21 protein-coding genes and 2 pseudogenes are annotated in these 24319 nt (G+C 44.7%); 11 read left to right on the top strand and 12 right to left on the bottom strand.

Annotated features, from left to right (window positions below; genetic code table 11):
- Positions 1-125 precede the first annotated feature (125 nt).
- The 7 genes from BGK61_RS06520 to BGK61_RS06550 all read left to right on the top strand — a co-directional run bounded on the left by BGK61_RS06520 (position 126) and on the right by BGK61_RS06550 (position 8279).
- Positions 126-2201, top strand: coding sequence for a TonB-dependent receptor (locus BGK61_RS06520; RefSeq protein ID WP_076012657.1), 2076 nt, complete (start codon positions 126-128; stop codon positions 2199-2201).
- Positions 2202-2352: 151 nt separating this feature from the next.
- The gene (locus BGK61_RS06525; RefSeq protein WP_014977297.1) at positions 2353-2886 is read left to right on the top strand and encodes a sigma-70 family RNA polymerase sigma factor; all 534 of its coding nucleotides are present in this window, start codon (positions 2353-2355) and stop codon (positions 2884-2886) included.
- Entirely contained in the window at positions 2883-3620 is a 738-nt protein-coding gene (locus BGK61_RS06530) for an anti-sigma factor (RefSeq protein ID WP_076012658.1), read from the top strand. The genes BGK61_RS06525 and BGK61_RS06530 overlap by 4 nt, the downstream gene beginning before the upstream one ends.
- Positions 3621-3837: 217 nt before the next feature.
- Positions 3838-5430 (top strand): DUF4331 domain-containing protein, encoded by a 1593-nt coding sequence (locus BGK61_RS06535; protein WP_076012659.1) that lies wholly within the window; start codon positions 3838-3840, stop codon positions 5428-5430.
- Positions 5431-5441: 11 nt separating this feature from the next.
- Entirely contained in the window at positions 5442-6020 is a 579-nt protein-coding gene (locus BGK61_RS06540; protein WP_076012660.1) for an Ig-like domain-containing protein, read from the top strand.
- A gap of 62 nt (positions 6021-6082) precedes the next feature.
- On the top strand, positions 6083-7153 hold the full coding sequence (locus BGK61_RS06545; RefSeq protein WP_076012661.1) for a tetratricopeptide repeat protein: 1071 nt from the start codon (positions 6083-6085) through the stop codon (positions 7151-7153).
- A complete protein-coding gene (locus BGK61_RS06550) occupies positions 7146-8279 on the top strand; it encodes a HupE/UreJ family protein (RefSeq protein WP_076012662.1) in 1134 nt (377 codons plus the stop codon). Before BGK61_RS06545 ends, BGK61_RS06550 begins: the two co-directional genes overlap by 8 nt.
- An 85-nt stretch (positions 8280-8364) precedes the next feature.
- Here BGK61_RS06550 and BGK61_RS06555 read toward each other — a convergent pair.
- From BGK61_RS06555 to BGK61_RS06590, 8 genes and pseudogenes are all read right to left on the bottom strand, one after another.
- Positions 8365-9270 (bottom strand): annotated as a pseudogene (locus tag BGK61_RS06555) (ISL3 family transposase); the annotation flags it as partial.
- A gap of 13 nt (positions 9271-9283) precedes the next feature.
- A pseudogene (locus BGK61_RS06560) lies at positions 9284-9808 on the bottom strand (transposase); the annotation flags it as partial.
- A 457-nt stretch (positions 9809-10265) separates the two neighbouring features.
- Positions 10266-10445 carry a YrhK family protein gene (locus BGK61_RS06565; protein ID WP_076010865.1) on the bottom strand — a complete coding sequence of 60 codons (180 nt, stop codon included), beginning with the start codon at positions 10443-10445 and terminating at the stop codon, positions 10266-10268.
- A 13-nt stretch (positions 10446-10458) separates the two neighbouring features.
- Positions 10459-10914: a carboxymuconolactone decarboxylase family protein gene (locus tag BGK61_RS06570; RefSeq protein ID WP_076010864.1), complete on the bottom strand. Its 456-nt coding sequence runs from the start codon at positions 10912-10914 to the stop codon at positions 10459-10461.
- 48 nt (positions 10915-10962) lie between these two features.
- The gene (locus tag BGK61_RS06575) at positions 10963-11775 is read right to left on the bottom strand and encodes a helix-turn-helix domain-containing protein (RefSeq protein ID WP_076010863.1); all 813 of its coding nucleotides are present in this window, start codon (positions 11773-11775) and stop codon (positions 10963-10965) included.
- A gap of 65 nt (positions 11776-11840) precedes the next feature.
- Positions 11841-12722: an alpha/beta fold hydrolase gene (locus BGK61_RS06580; RefSeq protein WP_076010862.1), complete on the bottom strand. Its 882-nt coding sequence runs from the start codon at positions 12720-12722 to the stop codon at positions 11841-11843.
- A 149-nt stretch (positions 12723-12871) separates the two neighbouring features.
- A complete protein-coding gene (locus BGK61_RS06585; RefSeq protein WP_076010861.1) occupies positions 12872-14224 on the bottom strand; it encodes a sensor histidine kinase in 1353 nt (450 codons plus the stop codon).
- Positions 14221-15750, bottom strand: a complete 1530-nt coding sequence (locus tag BGK61_RS06590) for a DUF3369 domain-containing protein (RefSeq protein ID WP_076010860.1) — start codon at positions 15748-15750, stop codon at positions 14221-14223. Before BGK61_RS06590 ends, BGK61_RS06585 begins: the two co-directional genes overlap by 4 nt.
- Positions 15751-16025: 275 nt before the next feature.
- Here BGK61_RS06590 and BGK61_RS06595 point away from each other — a divergent pair, with 275 nt between their 5' ends.
- A complete protein-coding gene (locus tag BGK61_RS06595) occupies positions 16026-16697 on the top strand; it encodes a nitroreductase (protein WP_076010859.1) in 672 nt (223 codons plus the stop codon).
- A 108-nt stretch (positions 16698-16805) separates the two neighbouring features.
- On the opposite strand, the gene BGK61_RS06600 is transcribed toward BGK61_RS06595, so the two are convergent.
- The 3 genes from BGK61_RS06600 to BGK61_RS06610 form a co-directional block, all read right to left on the bottom strand.
- Entirely contained in the window at positions 16806-17912 is a 1107-nt protein-coding gene (locus BGK61_RS06600; RefSeq protein ID WP_076026035.1) for an NADH:flavin oxidoreductase/NADH oxidase, read from the bottom strand.
- Positions 17913-18013: 101 nt separating this feature from the next.
- The gene (locus BGK61_RS06605) at positions 18014-19168 is read right to left on the bottom strand and encodes an iron-containing alcohol dehydrogenase (RefSeq protein ID WP_076011763.1); all 1155 of its coding nucleotides are present in this window, start codon (positions 19166-19168) and stop codon (positions 18014-18016) included.
- 15 nt (positions 19169-19183) lie between these two features.
- On the bottom strand, positions 19184-20050 hold the full coding sequence (locus tag BGK61_RS06610; RefSeq protein ID WP_083648685.1) for a type 1 glutamine amidotransferase domain-containing protein: 867 nt from the start codon (positions 20048-20050) through the stop codon (positions 19184-19186).
- A 110-nt stretch (positions 20051-20160) separates the two neighbouring features.
- Between BGK61_RS06610 and BGK61_RS06615 the strand changes: the two genes are divergently transcribed.
- Positions 20161-21069, top strand: a complete 909-nt coding sequence (locus BGK61_RS06615) for a LysR family transcriptional regulator (RefSeq protein WP_076011780.1) — start codon at positions 20161-20163, stop codon at positions 21067-21069.
- Between the two features lie 75 nt (positions 21070-21144).
- Here the strand turns inward: BGK61_RS06615 and BGK61_RS06620 are convergent, their stop codons facing one another.
- Positions 21145-21549: a type 2 periplasmic-binding domain-containing protein gene (locus BGK61_RS06620; RefSeq protein WP_014998757.1), complete on the bottom strand. Its 405-nt coding sequence runs from the start codon at positions 21547-21549 to the stop codon at positions 21145-21147.
- A gap of 161 nt (positions 21550-21710) precedes the next feature.
- Here BGK61_RS06620 and BGK61_RS19720 point away from each other — a divergent pair, with 161 nt between their 5' ends.
- Both BGK61_RS19720 and BGK61_RS06630 read left to right on the top strand, forming a co-directional pair.
- A complete protein-coding gene (locus BGK61_RS19720; RefSeq protein WP_014998756.1) occupies positions 21711-21962 on the top strand; it encodes a hypothetical protein in 252 nt (83 codons plus the stop codon).
- A 202-nt stretch (positions 21963-22164) separates the two neighbouring features.
- A complete protein-coding gene (locus BGK61_RS06630; protein WP_076011765.1) occupies positions 22165-24084 on the top strand; it encodes a methyl-accepting chemotaxis protein in 1920 nt (639 codons plus the stop codon).
- The last annotated feature ends 235 nt before the right edge of the window (positions 24085-24319 follow it).

Genomic DNA, 24319 nt, shown 5'->3' on the forward strand with positions numbered 1-24319 from the left:
ACATCGCTTAAACAACATAAGCCTTAGTTAACGGCATTTAATATTGCAATAAGCAAAGAAAAATGATTTCCACCTTTTTGCATCCATTAACCATCATTAATCGTTATTGGTATTACAAACGGATAATGGACGTAAATACGGTGACAGCAAAAATTCTGGTAACAACACTTATCGCTAGCTCATTTTCGCTTGGTATGGGCGCTGCAATGGCCTTAGACGACCCCGAAGGTGATATTGAGCATATTCGAGTACGTGGTGACTCATCTGTAAAAGACGGAGAGTTTATCTCGGCTTCGCAGGGATGGGTATCTGGTGACACCTTGATTGAGCGCCCTATGTTACGAGCAGGCGAAATACTTGAATTTATCCCAGGCATGATGGTGACCCAACACAGCGGTTCGGGTAAAGCCAACCAGTACTTTTTGCGTGGATTTAACCTCGACCATGGCACGGATTTTACGGTGAGTGTAGACGGTATGCCAGTGAATATGCGAAGTCATGGACATGGCCAAGGCTACAGTGACCTTAACTTTATTATTCCCGAATTTATCGACAATCTAAGCTACTTCAAAGGCACCTATTATGCCAATATCGGCGATTTTTCTAGCGCTGGCGGGGCGTTCTTCAACTTAAGAGATTCACTTGAGCAAAACAAGTTGTTCTTAGGTTTAGGAGAATATGGGTTCAAGCGCGCTGTTGCATTAAACCACTTTGAAGCAGGAGAGAGCCGCGTTATTACAGCGCTGGAATATCAAACTTATGAAGGTCCGTGGACTGACGTTGACGAAAATGTAAAAAAGAAAAACGCCCATATTCGTTATATTACGCCCTTGTTAGACGGCCAACTCGCCATTACAGGAATGGCCTACGATAATAGCTGGAACGGTGCTGACCAAGTACCTGAGCGCGCTATTGAAAGCGGCTTAATAGACCGTCTTGGCTCTATCGACACCCAAGTTGGCGGCGATTCGTCTCGCTATAGTCTCTCCGCAAACTATACCAGTGATACATGGAATGCTTCACTGTATGCCATAGATACAACGCTTAGCCTTTTTTCTAATTTCACTTACTTCCTTGATAACCCAGAGACAGGCGATCAATTCGAACAGGCCGACGACCGAAAAATTTACGGTGGCGAAATTTTCACTACCCTACCCTTAGCGCTCACGGATGGAAGCAGTATTACTCTAGGCGGCCAGTGGCGTTTCGACGATATTGAAAACGTGGGTTTGTATCGCACCCAAAACTTAACCCGCTTTGGCACTATCCGAGAAGACGAAATAAACAGCAACAGCTATGCCCTTTTTGCTCAGTCAAACATTGTATTAAGCGACGCATTAAGCCTGTCATTAGGTGGTCGATACGATTACTTAGATGTGGACGTTACCAGCAGTCTTGGTGCTAATTCAGGAAGCGAAAGTGACGGTTTATTTACACTCAAAGCAGGCTTGAAGTACAGTGTATCAGACCAACTCACCGCATTTGCCAACATTGGGCAGGGCTTTCACTCTAACGATGCTCGGGGAGCAACAATTAGCATAGACCCGGTAAGTGGTGACGCTACCGAAGCAGCTCCCTTATTGGTAAAGAGCCTTGGCTATGAAGCGGGCGTTAACTATACCGATAATAAAACCTATAACCTATCTGCTGCCCTGTGGCGCTTAGAACTTGATAGCGAGCTGGTGTACGTTGGCGATGCAGGCTTTACTGAAGCCAGCCGCCCGTCCGAAAGACACGGCATTGAAGTGAGTGCCTACTACTGGATAAGCCATCACCTAACAACAGACATTGAAGCAGCGTGGACCAAAGCGCGATTTAGCAACAGCATTGAAGGCGAAGGTCGGCACATCGATGGCACCGTGCCAGGTGTTGTAAGCGCAGGGCTAACCTACTATCAAAGAAGTAATCAACTAGGGTTCAACTATACCCTACGAGGCCGCTATTTAAGCTCTCGTACCGTAGAAAGTTTCGATGAAATTTCACCGCCATCAACCTTTTTGGTCAACGCACAAATTGCCTATCGCCAGTCAGCATGGGACGTAACGCTAGAAGTACTCAATGCCCTGGACAGTGACGATCACGATATTGATTATTTTTATGCATCTAGGCTGCCCGGAGAGCCAGAGGAAGGGGTTGAGGATTTGCATTATCACCCTGTAGAGCCGAGAAATATTCGTCTTACGTTTTCAATAAAGTACTAATTTTTAGACACTTTACTGCTTAAAGGCCTTTCTAGTATTTGAGCCCCTTTTGAGCAGATGTTTATAAAGCATGCTACTTTTAGAAGTAGCCGCCAAACCGTTAAAACAATAAACACATGGCCGCGCCATAACGATAAAAATAGGAGCAACAATGGAACACGAAACACTGTTTCCTCTGCTGTGTAAAACCGCAGACGGCGACAAAAAAGCGTTCGCAGAGCTTTATAAGATAACAAGTCCACAGCTCTACGCTGTTGCTTTAAGGCTTTTGAAACGCCCAGAGCTTGCTGATGAAGCAACCCAAGATGCCTACATCAAAATTTGGCATAACGCGGGGAATTATCAGCGGGGTAAAGGCACTGTGCTTACGTGGATGGTCAGCATAGCTCGCTATCGTGCGCTCGATTTAATCCGCTATCACAACGTAAGAAATGAAGTCGAATTAAATGATGACGCACCGTCAGGTATGGAAACCACGCAATCAATAAAGTTAGAGGCAGAACAAGCAAAATTGGCCTCTTGTCTAGATGAACTTGATGGACCGCAGCGTCAGGCTATCCATTTAGCCTATGTGAATGGTATGTCGCATCAAGAGGTGGTAACTCACTTGGCGTCACCACTTGGAACCATTAAAAGCTGGATAAGACGAGGCTTGCAAAGCTTGCAGAGGTGCCTATCACTATGAATTATTTAAAAGAAGAGCGATTAAACGCCCTCGCCGCTGAATATGTAGTTGGAACGCTGCGCGGCAAAGCGCGTACGCGCTATCAAAAGTTAATGATGCAGTATCAGGCTGTTAGCGATGCAACCGCACAATGGGAGCAATACCTTACTGGATTTGCTGAAACCTTGCCTCCGGTGACACCACCTGACAGCGTGTGGGAGAGCATACAAGTGAAGCTTGGCCACAAGGCGGCCAATGATACAGAGTTTGTCGATCAAACGAATAACGCTAAACCAAGTAGCGACAATGTAGTTGATCTTGAAAAAGAGAAACAGAAACGCTGGAAGAACTTATCGTTTATATCCACCGCAGCTGCAATGGTGTTGGCAGTATTGCTTTTCGTCATGCAACCTGTACCTACCCCAGAGGTTTCTCATATTGCCGTAGTCAATAATGCTGATAACACGCCATTGTGGGTGATAGAAGTTTCTGACACGACCATGAATGTTAAGGTCACCGATGCATTTGTGGCGTTAGCAAACAAAGACTATGAGCTTTGGATGGTGCCGGCAAATGGCGAAGCGCCAATTTCCCTCGGATTGATGCCCGAAGTTAATGGCGACACACGCGCGACACCAGATATTTTGCTAGATCAAAGTATTGCGGCGTTAGCAGTGAGCTTAGAAGCACCTGGCGGCTCGGTGACAGGTGCACCAACGGAAGTGCTATATATAGCGCCAATTGTTTCCGTGTAATTTTACGTACCAACCTGCACAACCAAAGGCCACAACTCGTGGCCTTTTACTTACCTTTGTTTCTCTTCACCCTCTCCGTCCTTACCGTTCTCTTCCCTCGAAAACCTGACTTTTACATTCTATAAAAATTTTATTTTAATTTTTTAAACATTTTTGCATCCAAGATGAAACCTCAGTCGTTTGGTCTCTTGAACTCATAAAAACAGAGAGACCCAACATGATCCAATTCAAACGTAAAACTTTATCACTGGCTATCGCTGTGACATGCGCAGCTGTAACTGCGGGCGCAATAGCATCAAGTCACCGAGAAGCACCTAACATCACTCGTCACCCAGCGTTAGATAGCACCGACTTTTATGCTTTCAATAGCTATGAACAAGGACGTGAAGACTATGTGACCTTCATCGCAAACTACATACCACTGCAAGATGCATACGGTGGCCCTAACTACTTTGCAATGGACCCGAATGCGCACTATGCCATACATATTGATAGCGATGGCGACGCGGTTGAAGACTTAAGCTTTGTTTTTAAGTTTAACAATATGCTTGCCGCCGATAACGAAGGTATTGCCCTACCAATAGGCCCTGAAGGCGAGCAAAAAATGGTGAAAGTGCCGCTTAAAAATGTAGGCGGTATCAGCGCAGATGATTCAAGCGCAGCAAACTTCTCAGAGATGTACAGCCTTACTATGGTGAGTGGCGACATGCAGACAGGCACGCGCACTACGCTTACTCCTGCCATGGGCGATATGTTTAAAAAGCCGCTTGATTACATCGGCAATAAAACCTTTACCAGTGAAGCGGAATACGCGCGCTATGCTGAAAGCTTTATTTATTCGTTCAGTATCCCTGGATGCGATGATATGGCAAAAGTGTTTGTTGGTCAGCGCAAAGACCCCTTTGTTGTTAACTTAGGCAAAACATTCGACCTGGTAAATTACGTGCCTGTAGAGGGCGACAGCGCACCGGGCGCAGGCGATGGTGAAGGTTTTCCTGGCGGTATTACGCAAAGCGCCATGAATGATGACTTAGCCGATAAAAACGTGACAGCGTTATCAATCGAAGTACCCAAAGCGTGTATTACCGGTGAAGGTAATGGCGTAATTGGTAGCTGGACGACGGCAAGTTTACCGCAGGCGCGTATCCTAAATCCAGATGCCACTTTTGCGAAACCTGAAACCAACGGCGGTGCAATGACCCAGGTGTCTCGTTTAGGTAGCCCACTAGTGAATGAGCTTGTTATTGGTATTGGCGATAAAGACAAATTCTCTACTTCTCACCCAAGTGCAGACGGTCAATTCGCTGATTATGTAACTCACCCTTCTTTGCCAGAACTACTGAACATTCTGTTTAAAGATGCTGTGAATACTACGCTGGGTACGGATATTGAGACCCTTGCGCCGACTAACTTCCCGCGTATGGACTTAGTGACAGCGTTCCTTACAGGTTTCCCAGGCGTTAACCAGCAAGCAACAGTAACAGCATCAGAAATGCTGCGCCTAAACACAGGGATCCCAGCAACGCCAGCCGAATCTCAGTCAGCATTTGGTGTGGCTGGCGATGACTTAGCAGGATTCCCGAACGGTCGTCGCCCGGGTGATGACGTGGTTGATATTGCCCTTCGCGTAGTTATGGGCCGCTTGTGCTATCCCATCCCCGTAGCAGGTGAAGATACAGATCTTGGCCTTTGTACACCAGAGGACGCCAGCGTGGGTAATGTACCTTTCACAGATGGTGCGCCTGTAGATGCAAGCATGATTGATTCATCATTTCCGTACCTAAAAACACCACTTGCTGGCTCTGAATAAGGAGATCCATCATGTCTAAGAAGATTAGGTTATTTAACAAGAATCTGAATGCATCCTCATTCGCGAAGTCGGCTCAAGCACCTTTGCAGAAACATAGAGTGTGGATCATTTCTGGATTGGTGCTAGCGCTATCTGGTTGTTTCGATAGTGATGACGATAACGACTATCAAGCGCCAGAAGAAAATGCAGCGCCGGTTGCCGTTGATGAAATGCTGACGACGCAAGCAGATATTGCGATTGATGGCACGTTGACAGCAACCGATGCTGATGGTGATCCACTTACATTCGGGCTTGGTGAAAATGGTACGTTAGGTAATGCAGAAGTTAATACTGATGGCAGCTTTACCTACACACCTAACGCTCAGGTAACGGGTAGCGATAGCTTCACATTTACCGTTTCTGACGGTGTTAACCCAGAGGTTACGGCCACCGTTAGCGTTACGATTGAGGCGCAGCAGGTATCGTTCTCTAGCTATACCCGTGATGCCTTTAATCAAGCACCGACCGATGAACCTCTGCCAATTAACGGCCGCGAGTTCACCCAAGATGCTGACGACACCACGTTCGATGATTTACTGATTGGTCAATAACGAACGGTGAGCACACAGTGTCAACCGTAAAGCCAGGGACGGCTTTTATAAAGGAAGTTCTGATGAAGATTATAAAGTGCTGGAGTCTTAAATTCGCTGTAGCGAGCGTTTTTTCGGCCATAGCAACCTGTTCGGTTTATGCCCAGCCCGAAACGCTTAACTTTGATACCGTCATCGCAACTTGGCAGCCCCAACAGCTTTCTATAGCAAGTTTCAATGAAGCGGAAGAAATTTTGTCTTCAAGTAGATACCTTCAAGCAAAAGGCGATGAGCGCGAGCGTATTGTAAGATTCACTAACATAATGCGACAAAAACTCGATTCGTTGAATGCTGGCCAAAAAGAGCGTTTAGTTATTCTAGAGGCTCGACTACTACAAGGCATTCATCAGTTTGAACAAGCCAAGCAACATCTTAAACAAATAGCGCACTTACGCTCCCCAGCTGCACAATTACTGTTGGCAGATATAAATATTCAGCAGGGTAACGCAAAAAAAGCAAAAGAAAACTGCGAAAAGCTGGTAGGGCAAACAAGCTTTTTAATTGCTTTCACGTGCATGGTAAATGCAGATTTTTCACAAAATAGAGATGTAAAATTCCTAAAAAAACTTAGCGCTTTTGAAACCTACACTAGTAAAGCAAGGCCTGCCGAACGCCAGTGGTTCTATGAAGTACTAGCAGATATGTCGCTTCAACTCGGCAACGCTGAAGCCGCGCTCGATCATCTATCTCAAACAGCATTCGAAAAGCTGCCCATAAGCGCGATGTTAGTTTGGGCAGACGCTCATTTTATGTTGAAAAACTATAAAGCGGTTAGCTCTGGATTTACCGCCAACGTACCCGATATATCGACAGCCGACGATGGCTTACTTCTTAAATGGGCCGTTGCCGAGCGAGCTCAAGGTATTGTGCGCTCCGAAGTACAAACTCAACTTGCTAAGAACATGGAAATTCGAGTATGGCGCGAAGACAGCTCTCACGCCGCACAAGTTGCCACTTACTTTTTAGAGATAGCTCCTGATTATCCACTGGCGCTTAAATTTGCAGAAATTAATTGGCGGTACGCGCAGTCATTGGATGACAAAAATCTCTTAGAGCGTGCTCGCCGAGCGAATGATGTATCACCCAATGCTTAATGCTTTCAATTACTTTAGTGAATTAACCATGATTAGATTTATCGCGTTTTTCATTTTCGCCGCCTTCAGCGTTTCCACACATTCACACGAATTGAGCAACGGCTACTTAACGCTTAAAAACGATTCGAGCGAATTACTTTCAGGAGAGCTTTTGCTAAAGCCCAAAGACATAGGGCAAGCAGCAGGACTGGATAGTAATAACGACGGTAAATTGACCTGGGGTGAAGTTAACAGAAACCATAATATGGCGAAATATTATATCCAAAACCACTTAGTGATTCGGGGTAGCGAAACACGATGCTCTGTTTCTGTTGCTCCCCCCTCCTTTAAGAATATATCTGCAGAGTCTTTGCTGGTATATCCGTTATCGGTAAATTGCGCGAATTTGAACGAAGTGTCGGTACAATACACTGGCTTAGCTATAGACTTTCCAACCCACAAACTACTCGCAACGATAACTTTAGACGATCACACAAATGTATACGTCTTGGACAATGAACGTTCGTTTATTACCGTATCAGCTAAAAGCAGCAACTGGCGTTCTCAGTTTAGTGAGATGGTTTATCAGGGAATTTGGCACATCTTCATCGGTTTAGACCATATACTGTTCTTGATAGCTACCCTGCTTACTGTAAACCTTTACAGAGAGAATAAAAGCTGGGTGAAAGAACAAAGCAAACAGCATATTTTAAAGAGTACGGTTATTTTAGTAAGCACGTTTACGTTGGCACACTCCATTACGTTAACAGCTACGGCGTTAGATTTTGTAACGCTAGATAGCCGAATTGTTGAACTAGGTATTGCTATTTCAGTGGTTATAACCGCACTTAACAATGTGTACCCTATCATTATGCGTTTAGGGTTTATCACCTTTGGGTTCGGTCTGCTTCATGGGATGGGGTTCGCGAGCGTGTTTGGCGACCTTAATGCCCAGTCGGGCAGCTTGGTAATGAATGTACTCGCCTTTAATTTAGGGGTTGAGTTGGGACAACTTGCTATAGTTGCTCTGCTACTACCCTTATTAATTCTACTTAGAAACGTAAAGTTATATTCAAAAGCCATTATGCCAATTGCGTCGTCAATAATTGCTGTAATAGCGCTTAATTGGACGCTTCAGCGTTGGTAAAAGTGTGCGTTCTGTTGATTAATAAGAAATAGATAAAGCAAAATACGCTTTTGAAGGCTCTACCCCATAAACGGGGGATCAGCATTCACCTTACACGATTGATAACACCATCCCATCCACAATGGGTCATCACTCTTAGTCTGTAATTCTCAAAGTTTCTAAAACCATACGCTCTTCTCGATATCATTTCCATTTTGTTGTGGAAGCCTTCGGTGATGCCGTTGTTGCGTGTAAAGCGCCACATTGCCACTATCGGTTGTAGCCAGGATGCCAAGGTCTTCCCTAAGGCGTTGAGTGGGCTCTGATGCAGCTGTGCGAGTAACTCTAAGAATTGAGGTAGCTTTTTTTCCATCCGATTTTGATTCATTGTTTTCATCAGCACGAAACGAATAAGCTTCTGTTTCGTTATATACAATGCGCGTAGGACGGGGTAGTTCGCCAAGTAACGGTCTAAGTTAGCGCGGTTATCTTTGTTTAATCGCCATTGGTGCCGTCGCATTAAACTGAGTAAACCTCGGTTTTTTCGCCCCTCTGGGTGCTGTATTTGCCATGCTTTCAAAAAATGATGGTTTATCAATCGCACGACATGAAAGCGGTCAGCGACGATTGTCGCGTTAGGGAAGTACTTCTTGGCAATGCTGCGATACGTTTCGGACAAATCCATAGCGATGAGCCGCACGTTTTCTTTGCCAGGTAAGTGACGTAGATAGCTACGTAAGCTCAACTCAGAACGGCCCAACTTCACATCAAAGACGCTGCGGTTACGTAAATCCACTAACGTAGTGGCGTAACCCTTTTTGCGCGTGAAAAAGTGTTCGTCTATGCCTAGCATCTCAGGGCAGGGACGGCTGATAATCTCTTTATATTTTTGACTGATGTGAGATTGGTACCATCGCTCTACCGTAGTCGGACTAATGCGATGTGTGCGTGAGATACCACGCTGCGTCACACCACCGTGATGCGCCTCAAAGACTTCCAAGCGAAAGCACTCNCACATCAAAGACGCTGCGGTTACGTAAATCCACTAACGTAGTGGCGTAACCCTTTTTGCGCGTGAAAAAGTGTTCGTCTATGCCTAGCATCTCAGGGCAGGGACGGCTGATAATCTCTTTATATTTTTGACTGATGTGAGATTGGTACCATCGCTCTACCGTAGTCGGACTAATGCGATGTGTGCGTGAGATACCACGCTGCGTCACACCACCGTGATGCGCCTCAAAGACTTCCAAGCGAAAGCACTCGGACGCCCGATAGCGTGGCCGAATTCCAACAAAAGGATGCCTGAAATAACGCCCACAGCATCGACAATGATACTTAGGCACCTTTAAATGTAGCGTTAGCACCTGATTACCTTGGCGCGTGTGCTTCACGGTACGCTTATGTGTCGCTTTTATGCGTAAATGTCGACTCTCACAATGCATGCATTGCGGCTTTTTAGTGGGCTTTGCCCACACTTCAATAAAATCATGTCGATGAACACGTTCTATTTCTAACTCACTTATGCCTAAAATAGTACCTGCGTGGGACATCTGTACTCTCCATTAAATGATTCTTCGCAAAATCAGTTTAATGAATGCGGATGTCCCCCGTTAATGATGAAGAGCCAANCGTGTGCTTCACGGTACGCTTATGTGTCGCTTTTATGCGTAAATGTCGACTCTCACAATGCATGCATTGCGGCTTTTTAGTGGGCTTTGCCCACACTTCAATAAAATCATGTCGATGAACACGTTCTATTTCTAACTCACTTATGCCTAAAATAGTACCTGCGTGGGACATCTGTACTCTCCATTAAATGATTCTTCGCAAAATCAGTTTAATGAATGCGGATGTCCCCCGTTAATGATGAAGAGCCAACTTACGTTACTTTTGATATTTGGTTTGTTTTTCTGCGTACCCTTTCCGTACCCTTATACAGCAGTAAATTTCGCTTAATAAAAGAGTGCATAGTTGTATATAGACTCTTAAATATTCTTAGCGCAAGGACTAGTTGGTTTTAAAGCTCAAGGTATCGAAAAGCATTAATAACGAACCTGCCATAAATAACCATACTCCAACTGTTGCATACAAGCTGAAGGCTGGCAAAAATAGCGTACTTCCCCAAAAAAAGCATAAACAAGCCGCTACGCTTAACTTATTTTTTTGTACTCGTTCCACGATAGTCATTTTTACGTTTTCCTCAGTATCTTATTGGAGGTTGAAACTGAAGGCTCACCGAGATGCGATTCCAACTGTTAATTTGAAGTATGATAGAAGTGAGTTCTATCAAGCCTTGCTTCCCAATCACACCTTCTAATCTGCTGTACATTTCGTCAGTAATCGTGGAAGTGTGAATGAGCGTTAGCGCTTCGGTCCATTCAAGCGCCGCTCGTTCTTCAGGGGTAAAGCAATGCAGCTCCCTCCATGCAGACAAAACATCAAGTCTCTCCTGATTTTCTCCAGCTTCTCGCGCTTCTTCAGCGTGCATATGCTGGCAAAAGCCACATTGATTGATTTGTGACGCGCGAAGGGTTACCAGATGTATGAGTTTATGGCTGAGTGTGCTTCCGTGTAAAGGCTTCGCTAAGCCAGTGAGGTGTTCAAGAATATGGGGATATTCAGAGTACAGTTCAGATTGTGTAATGCGTTTATTCATAGTGATCTCCTTTAAATTAAGGAGAACTATAAGGGCTAGGTGTCTTGCTTAATTGTAAATTTGCGACAACTTTCGTTTTCTATACTGAAGGGGCGTTTCTAGTGCAAAAGTGCTAAACGAATGCGTAAAGTGCGCTTGGTCGAAGTAACCGCAGGCTAGGGCAACGTGGCTGAGCTCCACAGTATCTGTGGCAAGCAGCGCTCGTGCTTGGCGTATCTGTGCAAATTGATACAGCTTATTAGGTGAGAAGCCAAAATTTGCGCGGAATTGGCGTTCAAGCGTTCTTCTGCTCACGCCAAATTGATCTGCAAGACGTTGCGGAGGTACCAGTAAGCTCATCGACTGATAAAGCATGCGCTCCCATTTCTGAAATGCACCATCACTATTTTCTGCTAGCTCAATCAGCCAACGCTGTATTGCTAAGCACTGCCGGCTAATAGTTTTTCCAATAAGATAGGCTTGCAGTCGTTGATAGGAGTCACGCTGCTTTACCATAGCCAATGCGATGTCGATTTGTTGGTTTTTACTGTCGTCGAATGTTAGACCAAATAAACATTTCAACGCGCCAGGTCTAAACCTTATGCTAATTTGCCTACAGGCAAGTTCCCACGGCATGGCGCAGACTTGCGTATGGTAAAATAATTTGGCTTCACAATTTGTTTGAGAGATGTAGAAAGTCAAACTTGCCCCAGCATCGGGATAAAACTTTTCGTTTAGCGTAGTAGCCGAACCTTCTACGTTATCAATAACCCATATACATTGTACAAACCGTTTTATGGAAGTGGCAGGGGTCACGAAACCAATATCAATCTGCTTAAAGCTAGCAGCAGGAATAATTTCGTTGTTGGCTGAATCGTCCATAAACGTTAGTTGCGAATCTAGAGTTAAGTCGATATAGCTTTATATTACCTTTGTCGCGGACTGCATCAAGATAAAGTTTTACGTTTAGTTAGCGTAGCCACGCAAAAATTTGTTATTGAGTTCACCACGGCTTCAGCACATTCAATTTGCGGATAGTGCCCGATTTTATTGAGCTCAATCACGTCTGTGTTGGAAATAAGTTCTTTGTACCGCGCCACCATATGCGCGCCAGAGATTGGGTCAGCCATGCCTGCGGTTAGTCGAAGAGGGACATTGGCATTTTGCAGAGCACTTACCCAGCGCTCTCGATATTGTTTACGCTGCTTCATATAGTCCAAAAGCAAGTGCATGTATTTGTGACCATTATTTGTACTGATAAGTGTCCAAAAATCATCGATGTCTTGATCTGAAGGTGGTGTGTTTGGGCCAAATATATTGTGCATGCTTTTTCGAATTGCATTCTTGTTTAAAAAGCGAATAAGTAGGCCACCAATTGGAGAGAGCAGCAGCTTTTGAATGAGTAGTGCACGATGTGTCTCAGGAAAAAGGCCACCGTTAAGTAAGTGCAGCGATTCGATGCGAAAGGCAAGATTGTTTTCCAGTTGCTGCGCCATCATTTCTTGGGCAACCGTATCACCGTAATCGTGAGATAGCACATGGGCACTTGTAATGCCTAAATGCCTTATTACTTCACTTATCGTGGCGGCTTGCTCTTTAATTAAGTATTTTTTTGGGGCCTTATCGCTAAAACCAAACCCCGGCATATCGAGCGTCACGCAGTGAAACAGATTTGTAAGCGCTGGCCACATTCTAGCCCAATCAAAACTTGCAGTGGGGTATCCGTGAATGAGTAATAGTACTGGTCCAGTACCTTCTGCCTTGTAAAAAACTTGCTGACCGTCGACGGTTAAAAAGTGGCCGGAACTTCGCCATTGTGAAAGTTGCATTTCTACACGCCTTGTTATTCTTTTGTATTTAGCTTGCCCAGCCTTTGGATTTAGGTCTGTCGTGAGTGCGACATTTTAATAATGCCGCACTCTACGCAAGGAATTGATAACGCTGGGGTAGGTAGTGAAGAAGGAAAAGAAGTAGAGCGTTAGCTTTCAACTGGAATGCAGACCGTCACTGTTGTCCCTTCACCTGGAGAAGATTTGAGCCCAATTTCACCTTTAAATTTTTGCCTAACCAAATTGTATAAAATATTCAAACCTAGCCCTGTGCCTCCCTTGTCTCGGGCTGTAGTGTAAAAAGGCTCGAACACCTTTTTGTGTAAGTTTTCAGGAATGCCTTTACCGTTATCTTGAACGCTGATAACAATGCCTTTATCTGTTCTACTACAGCTCACTGATACTCTATTTACGTCGTTATTTACGGATGGCCCAAAGGCATGGCGCTGTGCGTTAGAGATTAGATTGGTCAGCAATTGGGCGATGATTCCAGGGCATGTGGTAATAACCAAATTGGGTGTTACATCTATGCTCAGCTCTATTTGTTCTTTGCGAAGCATAGGTTTTAAAGGGTTACAGACACGAGGAATGTATTCGTCCAGTGCAATTTCTTCGATTTCCAGCGACGTTTGATCTGCGGAAGTCCGTTTAAAATCCTGAACCAGATTTGCTGCTCGCATGAGGCTTGTTTCGGCTAAATTTAATCCCTCAGAGCATATGGCTTCAAAGTCTTTAAAGCCTTGCTCGGTTAGCTCTTCATTTTCGAAGTCGCGATAAATATTGCTCAACTCTTCCTTACAGTTACTCACCGAAGTTAATGCAATGCCAAGCGGCGTGTTAACCTCATGTGCTATTCCAGCCACTAGGTTACCTAACGCCGCCATTTTTTCTGACTCAACAAGTTTTTCTTGGGCAGCTTCGAGCTCAGCCGTACGGTCTTTCACCTTTTGCTCAAGGGTTTGATTGGCTTCAATGAGTTTTTGTTCGTAATCTGCACGCTCGTTGGCACTCACTGCTCGCCCATAGAGGTCGGCTAATGAAGCGGCAAACACCACTTCATCGGCATGCCATTCTCGGGCTTCGCCTTGATGTTCACAGCAAATTATTCCAATCATTTTTCCACGGTGGCGAATAGGGACGTCCAGCATGGAACTGATGCCCAATGGTGTTAAATATACTTCAGCAAATTCAAAGGTTGCTACATCGGTTAAAGCGTCGTGAGCGGCGATGGTGCGTTCTGAGTCTAACGCCTCGAAATAGTGAGGAAAGTCTTTGCGCGTAAGTACTAAGCTTTCATGGTCAAGGTCGTTACCCTTGTCGATAAGCAATGTGCATTGAACCAACGTTTGCTTTTCATCATACAGCCAGATACCAGCACGAGTAATTTCCAAGCCTTCACATACAGAGTTGATAATAAGTCTGGAAGCTACGTCCAATTCACCTTTATCAATATCTGCGCTTTGGCTAACACGTAGTAAAATTAACTCTAACGTCTCTTTCATTCATCTTCGTCCGGTTCTGTGGCACGAATTTCAAGGATTTTGTCGAAGTGCTCTATCATGATATGGGTGATTAACGGGTCAAACTGTTTACCCGCATTTTCGTGAAGGTAGGCTTTTACTTCTTCTGGGCTCCAGGCAGGCTTATAACAACGCTTAGAGAGTAGGGCGTCTACCACGTCGACAATCGCCATAATGCGACCTTCAACAGGAATATCGTCACCGGCTAGTCCTTCCGGGTAACCTTGTCCATCCCAGCGCTCGTGGTGGGTTTTGGCAATAATGGCGCCCATTTTGGCAACAATACGGTCTGAGCCCGCAAGGAGCTCGTAGCCTTTTTGGGCGTGGGTCTTCATTATTTCCCACTCTTCAGGAGTAAGCTTACCTGGCTTGTGTAAGATCGTTTCAGGAATACTGATTTTCCCTACATCGTGAAGTGCCGCAGAATAACGTATTGTCTCTATAAATTCCTTGCTCATATGGAGCTTTTCCGACAGGAATTCAGTCATTAGAATTACCCGTCTTACATGGCCGCCGGTTTCTTTGCTGCGCATTTCGATAGCGTCGCTCAGCACCATAATGAGCTCTTTCTGGGTTTTTTGAATATCTTCTTTTTGCGTTAGGTTCTGGAAAATAACCGCTACATTAGACGCAAACATTTCTAAGGTTTTTCGTTGCAGGGCGTCTAGTGGATGCTCAAGTTTTACATACAAAATATTGTGGCTATCTTCACCCGTTGGATAGTAGCCGATGAATAGATCGTTAGACTGGTAGTGGCATTTGCTTTCTAGAACTTGTTTAATTTCTTCTTCGATAGTTTCAGGAATTCGACTAGAAATCCCAGGCTCACACAGACCCACTAAATCGCCACTAGCACCAAGCACAGTCATGGTTGTGTCACCATACAAATCGGTATGTTGCGTGGTCAAATACAGCACAGAATTATTTAGGTTTAGTAAAGTTAGTGTTTGCTTCAATACCGCGGTGCCGAATTGAGCCAAAGATTGGCTGGCCAATACGGACGACGACGATTTAAGCACGTCTTCCATACCGCGTTTGCCTTGCTCTATCGTTTGTATATCGCGATATGATCTGATCGCTGTGTACACACAGGATTTGAGCTTTAACGACGATAACTCTGTTTTCGCCTTGTAATCATTAATATCGTAACGCCTGATCACGTCTTCTTCAGGCGCTTGACCTGGCTGACCTGTACGCAGGATTAGGCGCGCTGTATGGTTGTTTAGTTCGTTGCGAATAGCATCAACTAAATTCAGCCCCGCGTCGTCGGTTTCCATCACCACATCAACAAAAGCCAGGGCAATATCAGGGTGGGTTTTAAAAAGAGCTAAGCCTTCAGCGCCGCTGTGTGCAGATAGAAATTCAACACCACGTGACTCAAAACTGAATTTTCGAAGGGTAAGTTTAGTGACATCATGCACGCCTTCTTCATCGTCAATAATGGCTATTTTCCATGGAGCTAGGCGAGAGGTAGATTGTTCTGTTTTTGACTTCTTAAATAACGACATACGTAGCGCTATAAACGTTAAGATACATTAAACGTAAGCCACAAACTTCATTCTCGCAAATGAACTCTCTAAGATTTAATCTAAAGTTCAACCTTGCGTTAATACTAAAGAATAAGCATGAAACTCAAGTTACTTTATAGGTCGTTATGGATCGTCGTTGCATATACATAACTATAAAAACAAACAATCTGAATTACGTTTCATGCCTATTGAAGACCCTCTTCCTCATGTTTACTCTAAATTAACTAGTTCAATAACCGCCTGTAAGGAAGTGTATGAGTTTTGCGGAATTTGCAGCATCAAGAAAGAGTGTGCGCGGGTTTACTAAACAGCCTGTTACAAAGGAAACGGTAGACGCCATTATCAACGCGGCGAAGTGGGCGCCCTCGTCATACAACACGCAGACTTGGAAAATTCATGCTGTAACAGGCGATGTGCTAGATAAGATTCGTGAGGGCAACACCAAAAATACACTGGAAGGCAAACCGCATGTGCGAGATTTTCCTTATAAAGAGGATTACGAAGGTATTCATCGACAACGTCAAATTGATGTGGCTATTCAGTTGTTCGACGTAATGGGGATAGCGCGCGAAGATAAAGAGAAAAGAATGGATTGGATGATGCGTGGCTTCAGACAGTTCGATGCACCAGTTTCTTTAGTCCTAACCTATGATAAGTCTTTGGAGCCTGCCGGAATAACGCAGTTTGGCTTAGGGTCGCTAGCGTATGGGATTGTGCTAGCAGCGTGGGATCTTGGTCTTGGGTGTGTTATCAATGGTCAAGGCATAATGCAGTCTGATGTGGTACATAAGTACGCCAATATTCCCGATGATGAAGCCATAATGATTTGCATTGCATTAGGCTACCCCGACCCGGAGTTTCCTGCCAATGAAGTTCGTTCAACCCGCGCCGATAATACTGAATTCGTGACCTACCACGGTTTCTAATATTCTGGCTTATAGCCAGTTTGTAGAAAGGTAAATAACGACTTAGCCCACCAAGCAGATATAGAAAGACAGCAAAGCTTAACAACTTTGCTGTCTTCTGGCGGCTAGTTATCTTTCATCTGAGGGTGCGTAGCGCTCTAACCAGTGAGCGTAAGGCGCAGGCATTACCCAAGACGGCTTTTCAACGCCTAGCTTTTTAGCTGCAAAGTAAGTCCAATGTGGGTTGGTAAGGTGCATTCTGCCTACCATAACTACGTCTAGTTGTTGGTTTTCAACCGTATCGTTGGCAAGTTCTGGCGTATCTACCCCCCAAGCGGTTGCAACCGGAATATCGGCTTCATCACGCACTCTTTTTGCAATTGGAGCAAGGAAAGCCGGGCCCCAAGGAATATTAGCGTCAGGAATATTAAAGCCAACGCTTACACTTACGAAGTCAGCTCCAATTTCTTTGAACTGTTTGATAAGCTCAATAGACTCGCTTAGCGTCTGTTCATCATCGCCATCGTATTCAATAACACCAAAGCGAACGGTAAGCGGAAGATTTTCGGGCCACACTGCACGCACGGCGCTCAGTGTTTCTAGTAGAAATCTCCCCCGACCTTGTGCATCACCACCGTATTCGTCGGTGCGCTTATTGGCGTGTTTTGAAAAAAAGCTCTGTGCTAAATAGCCGTGGGCGAAGTGAAGTTCAAGCCACTCAAACCCTGCTTCAAGTGCGCGCTGGGCACCTTTAACAAAGTCGCTCTTAACACGCTCAATGTCGGCCTTGGTCATTTCCGTAGGCGTAACAGGCAAATGTGCGCCAAAGGCCTGTGCCGATGGCCCAATAGGCTGCCAACCTTTTTCATCAGTGGGTTGAATGTGGTCGTCGCCTTCCCACGGGCGATTGGCACTGGCTTTTCGACCTGCATGGGCAATCTGAATGCCTGCTACAGCGCCCTGGCTTTTTATGCGTTCAGCAATATTTTTCAAGCCCTCAACGTGCTCATCTTTCCAAATGCCCAAGCAATTAGGAGTGATACGTCCTTCTGGAGATACGGCGGTTGCTTCTACAATTACAAGCCCTGCGCCGCCGCGTGCGAATGATTGGTAGTTTGCTTCATGCCACTGATTAGTAAATCCATCTTCTGCAGAATATTGGCACATAGGAGGCACTGCAATACGATTGCGAAGCGTCACGTCTTTTAATGAAAATTGTTCAAATAGTGCAGTCATGTTTGCTCTTTATTTTGAATGAGAATAACAAGTACCCAGCAAAACGCTGAGCACTTAACTATTTAAAAGGCACATGTACTTATCGCCATATGCTGCTGAAATTAAGCCGCGAGGGTTAATATTTCACGGGCTTTAGCAAGGTCAATGTCACCATGCTCGCCAAGCGCGGTTAAACCATTGCGCTCTAGGTTTTTGATAAGCCCATCAATTGCTGACTTTTCAATATCATAGTCTGACAAGCGAGTTTTCACCTGCATGGTCTCGAAAAAGTCCTGCACTGCTTTTATGGTCAAATCGATGGCCTTTTCTTTGTCATCTTCTTGAATACCAAAAACGCGCTCGCCTAACTGCAAGATTTTCTCCTGCTTTTTGTCACGCTGCACAAACATCAATGAAGGCAAAACAATTGCTAGGGTCACGGCATGATCTAAACCGTGTAACGCAGTAAGTTCGTGCCCAATCATGTGGGTGCCCCAGTCTTGTGGTACACCTTTACCGATTAACCCATTAAGCGCCATTGTTGCTGACCACATGACGTTTGCGCGCACGTCGTAATCTTCAGGTGTTGCTAGCGCTTTAGGGCCTTCCTGGATTAACGTTTGTAGAATACCTTCTGCAAAGCGATCTTGAAGCGGCGCATTTACAGGGTAGGTTAGGTACTGCTCAATTACGTGTACAAAGGCATCAACCACTCCATTCGACACTTGACGTGGTGGTAGTGAATACGTGAACTCTGGGTCAAGCACGGCAAATACTGGCTGCACTGTTTCAGATGAAAACGCACGTTTTTGTGACGTTTCTTTTCTGTTTACTACTGAGTTGCCGTTACTTTCAGAGCCAGTGGCAGGTAGTGTAAGTACTGCGCCAATGGGTAACGGATTTTTAAAGTCCGCGCCTTTCACTAAAATGTCCCACGGATCACCTTCGAAATTAACAGCAGCAGCGACGAACTTGGCGCCGTCGATAACACTTCCGCCGCCTACAGCAAGGATGAAATTCACGTTATTCTCACGTGCCACATGCACCGCTTTCATCAGCGTCTCGAATTCAGGATTTGGCTCAACACCCTGAAATTCAATAACTTCAGCGCCTTCCAGTGCAGTATTTACTTTGTCGTAAATCCCGTTTTTCTTAATTGAGCCGCCACCGTAAAGGAAGAGGACTTTAGCTTGGTTCGGCAGGCGTGAAGACACTGCACTTAGCTGACCTTTGCCGAACAAAATTTCGGTTTGATTTTTAAACGTAAAATTAAGCATCGTGTTGCCTGTCCTTTAATTAGATTGTGAGTTCAACTGTTGTAAAAGCTTTTCTGCTAAAAGCTCATCAGAAAATGGGTTCTGGCCTGTAATAAGTTCTCGGTCTACTACCACATTTGGCGCCCACATTTCTTTATATTCCATATTGCCACCCGCTTGTGCCATCGCATCTGCGGGGTAGTACAATAAAGCTGCATCATCTAAGGTGCTCTCAAAATAGGCTTCTTCTGGTGTAGAGAAAATAGTCATTTTGTAGCCTTCATAAATCCAATTTTCAGATGTGGCCTGCTCACCTGATTTCAATGCTAATTCAAATGCCTGTGGGTTGGATTGACCAGAAAGTAAGGCGATTGGACCATGACAGATCGCGGCGGTGGGTTTACCTTCATTGTGGAAGTGCGACAAAATTTCGCCCACCTGTGGGTTATTCGCCAAATCGATGAGCGGTGCGTGGCCTCCTGGAATGAATACTCCCTCAAACTCATCAAGCCCTTGCGCAATCACCTCGTTTAACGACAGCGTGTCATTAATGCCGTCTAATGACGCTACAAACGTTTGAATCTCTCGCATTTGTGTTTCGTCACCATCAAAGTATTGCGGTATTACCGATTTTTTATCGACTGATGGAGCGTTGCCCTTTGGGGTTGCCAACACTAACCTGTAACCCGCATCTACCAGCGCTTTTGCAGGTACACCAAACTCGTTCAGGTAGTAACCAGTAGGCTCTGTTTTTCCGTCTGTGAGTTGCATAACACTTTCACTTGAAAGAAGCACAAGTACTTCGCCTTTACTGGCGTTTTCAGTTCGATTGTCAGCAGCATAGGCTGACTGTGATAAGCCCGCTGTAATAGCGAGCGATAAAATTGATGATGCTAGTTTCATATGTACCTCCTGTCGCATTAGATGATGCGTGCATCTTAGAGATGTTGGATTGAATGGAGAAGTCAGATAAATTGTGGGTAGTCATCAAAAATCTGATGGGTCAGAATTGCATGTCATATTTAACACAGTTGAAAACCTTCGTAGAAGTTTATAGAAGCGGTAACATCACGCGCGCTGCTGCTCGCCTTCATATGTCTCAACCTGCAGTCACTTCTCACATACAAGCCATGGAGAATATTGTCGGTAAAGAATTGTTCGTGAGGAAAGCGCGAGGCGTAGAGCCTACCGCTATTGCAGATGATTTGGCGCTGCAAGTTGCTTCTCACATCGATACTTTAGAGCAAAAAGTGGCGTCTATTCGCAGTCGCGCTTCAACCGATCACGGAACGTTACACCTTGCAGGGCCAGCAGAGTATCTAAGTTTGGTAGCAGGCCCAGCGCTTGCTAACTTGCTTCAGGCAGACAAAGTTAACTTAGTGATCCATACGGGAAATAAAAATAGCATTTATCACTTACTTGAGAACGACACTGCAGAACTCGCCATTACTGCTTCTGAGCCTACTGACGCGATGTATGAATACCAGAAGTTAGATAAGGAACGTCTAATTCTGGTAATGAACCGTGTGCAAGGAAAACTCTTAGGGGAGAGGGAAATGTCGGCAGAGTTGCTCAATCAACACAAAGTAGTAACCTATGACGAACAATTGCCACTTGTCCGGCGTTATTTTTCAGAAGTCTTTAACGCTGCGTGTGAATCGCCTGTCGCAGCGGTTTGCCCCGATATACGGGCAATAAGCAGTATTATAAAAGCAGGAATTGGTTATTCAGTCTTACCTGATTACCTGTGTAAAGAAGGAATAGCGAAAGGGGAATTGATCGCGCTAGGCAAACCTGGGCCTGAAAATGATGTTTATTTGGTATGGAAAAAGGGAGCGCTACGACATCCCAGGGTGGACTTTGCCAAAGACGTAATCATGGCGTTTGCCAACATTAACTATTTGTCTACTTATCCAGATTGAAGTCAAACTTACAAGGTGGGCGACGCAATAAAACCAGTCGTCGCCAACCCTTCTTGGTTTAACGATCAACAGCCCCTAAAATGTACCGACGACCTTCACGCTGCCATCGACCTTACTTTCATCCACAAAGCCTATGGTATTAGGGTTGGTCGCGACAAGGCTTAACATCTCTTCTTCAGTTGCTATCATTTCGGGGGGAGTGCCCCTGCCTGTGAACACGAGTTTTGACCAAAACGCGGAATATTGCGATTCAGATTTTCCAAGCACATTATTGTTAAAGGCGTCTCTGATATTATTTCCTTGCTCAAAAGTAAGTGGAATGGCACGGCTTCCATCGGGAAACGCTTTTACTTTCCCTAAATATATTTTTTTTACGGTATCGATGTCGATCCCAGAATTGTTATTGGCATTGATTATTACTGCTGTACCGGCATAAATCGGAGCAGACAGCAAAAAACATAGGGCTGCAACTATCTTCATTGATATTACCTTCATTCTTAACTCGCTAGCATAGAAATAAGCATGCATGTTGTATGTAATCAGGGGCAAAACGCCCTCGCTAGAGTATAACCAAGATTTGCAATTTGTCGCATTTCGACAAAAGACGAAATTTAAAGTTTTAAAAAGGCATTAAGAATTCTATGGCAAAACCGAATGCAAAGGGACCGGTCAGGACAGTGCAAATTTATTGCGCTAAATGCAAATTCCAACTTTTTAAATATCGCAAGGGTGGGAAGGGAGCGTTGGTAAAATGTTTCAAAGAAAGAATAGTTGAAGACTATACCCTTGAAGAAGGCATTTGCCCGTCTTGTCAAAAGCAATTCGCTAGGGATGCGTTAATTCGAGGCGCTCCTGCTCTTAAAATCGTAGGAGGAAAAGTAACGATGAAGTAAAGCTCATCCTCAATAGGTTGTTAATTGGTCAACTTTCAAAAAAATAAACGTTTGGATAATTTGCTCTTATGTAATTTTTGCCTAAATTACTATAGAGGGATTTAAGACCTTAAGCCGTTGTACTGTGTGGTAAATGTCATGGGCTAGGTTGAATGCTAAAAGGAGTGGCTTTGTGTTGAACGACTAAATATTGAGATGATAAATGTCCATTCAAAGAAAGTTTCTGTTTTCTATATCTGCTGTTATCGTTCTTTTTGCATTAATTGTTGCTGTTGTAACGGTTATTACCACCTCGTCGAATGTTTCAACCCTTGTTGAAGAGCAAAAAAAGAGTACGGCTGATCGGTTAGTAAACATACTCACTGTAACCGACTCTATTATGCTTGAGCGGGTAAAAAGCAGTATGGCGCTGCTTAAGCAAAGAGGGGAGGCGTTGGGTGAGCCCAATCAAACCGACTTTGTCACTGTTAAAAATACGCAGGCTCGGCAACTTAGATTGGGCAATATTGATCAGGCGAACACGTTTGATTTAGTGGATAGTTTGACAAACGTTATGGGCGGTACTGCCACGCTGTTTAGTAAAACTGGCGATGATTATATTCGAGTCAGTACCAATGTTATTAAGAATGGTGAGCGAGCTATAGGTACTAAACTGGCGCCTGACGGCAAAGCCATTAAAAAGATAAATCAACAGCAAGCGTACTACGGTGCCGTCGATATTTTAGGCAGTCCTTACCTTACTGGGTATGAGCCTATGTTTAACAGCAGTGGTGAAGTAGTTGGTATCTGGTATGTGGGATATTCAGCCGACCTCAATGTTCTGGAACAGGCCATCAAGCAAAGCCATGTTTTAAAAGAAGGTTTTGTCGCACTTCGTGATGGGAAAGGAAATATTCGCATGCATTCTGCTCACGTAAATGATGAGCAGGTAGCCGAAGCACTGAAACCCAACGATGACTGGGTTGTAGAAATTGTCCCGTTTTCAGCCTGGGGCTACGACATTATATTAGCTGCGTCTTCGTCTGAAAAATCTGCGATGGTCAGAAGTTCAGTATTGGTCGTTGTACTTAAAATTGTACTGGCCAGTGTGGGTATCTTAATCACCATTTGGTTTTTAGTTAAGCATATCGTTGGTAAACCACTAGAAGAATTTATTGGTGTAGTAAATAACTTATCTTCTGGTGAGGGTGATTTAACGTTCCGTTTTCAAGCCTCAAGAAGCGATGAGTTTGGAACAATGGCAAGAGCATTTAACGGTCTACTTAGCCAATTGCAGGAAACATTGCAGAGCGTTGATGAAGCCACTGAACACATGCTAGCAAAATCTGAGGCGCTGAATACGACAGCACTGCGCTCTAAAGATACCGTCTCTCGACTCAGTCGAGAAACCGAGTCTATTGATAATGCTATTTCTCTGATGCAACAAAATGCTCAAACGGTGTCTTCAACCATTCGAAGCTCAAGTGAAGCGGCACATGCGGCAGACCAAGACACACGAAATAGCGTAAATGTATTGGCTCAGACGATCAAAGATATCCAGTCACAAGCTAATGACGTGGATGCGTCTGTACAGGTTATCACAGAGCTTGCTCAGGCGAGTGAAGAGATAAGTGGCGTTATGGAAGTCATTAGAAATATCGCGGAGCAAACGAACTTGTTGGCACTGAATGCTGCAATTGAAGCAGCTCGTGCCGGAGAGCAGGGGCGGGGCTTCGCGGTTGTTGCAGATGAAGTACGTTCGCTTGCGAGCAGAACACAGTCATCTACAGAAGAAATTCGCAATATGATTGAGCGACTCCAGCAAGGTAGCCGTGTGGCCTCTGAAAAAATGCAACAAAATAAAGACACTGCTTACAAAACTGTGGAGACCACTAAGCACGCTGGCGATTCGTTGAAACAAGCGCTGGATGCCGTTGCTCGCATTACTACACTAAACCAAGATGCGGCAACGATGGCTGAAGGGCAAACAGCGGTGGCGAATGATGTAAACAAAGGAGTGAGTAGCATTCAACAGGTGGGTAATGCCAATACTAGCTATGCGAAAGAAGTTGTAGATAACTGCGAAGCCTTGGTCCAACAAGTTAAGCAGATGCAAATGCAGCTGCGCAGATATCATTTTTAAGTAACTGTATGGAGTACCCAGTTTGCGACTGTTGGCTGGTTAGATTCGACATGCCGAAAACATGAGCGAGTGGCAGCAAAGTAGTGCTTATACTTACGCTGAAATGCTAAATTCTTGCGGTTGACACGAATAGTAACAATTTGAACCAGTACCAAAAGGGCTTTAGATTGCTAAGGCCCTTTTTCATATTTATTCTTACCCGTGGATGAATATAGGGATTTTCCCACAACATGGA

It is taken from the genome of Alteromonas abrolhosensis (assembly GCF_001953635.1).
GTDB lineage: Bacteria > Pseudomonadota > Gammaproteobacteria > Enterobacterales > Alteromonadaceae > Alteromonas > Alteromonas abrolhosensis.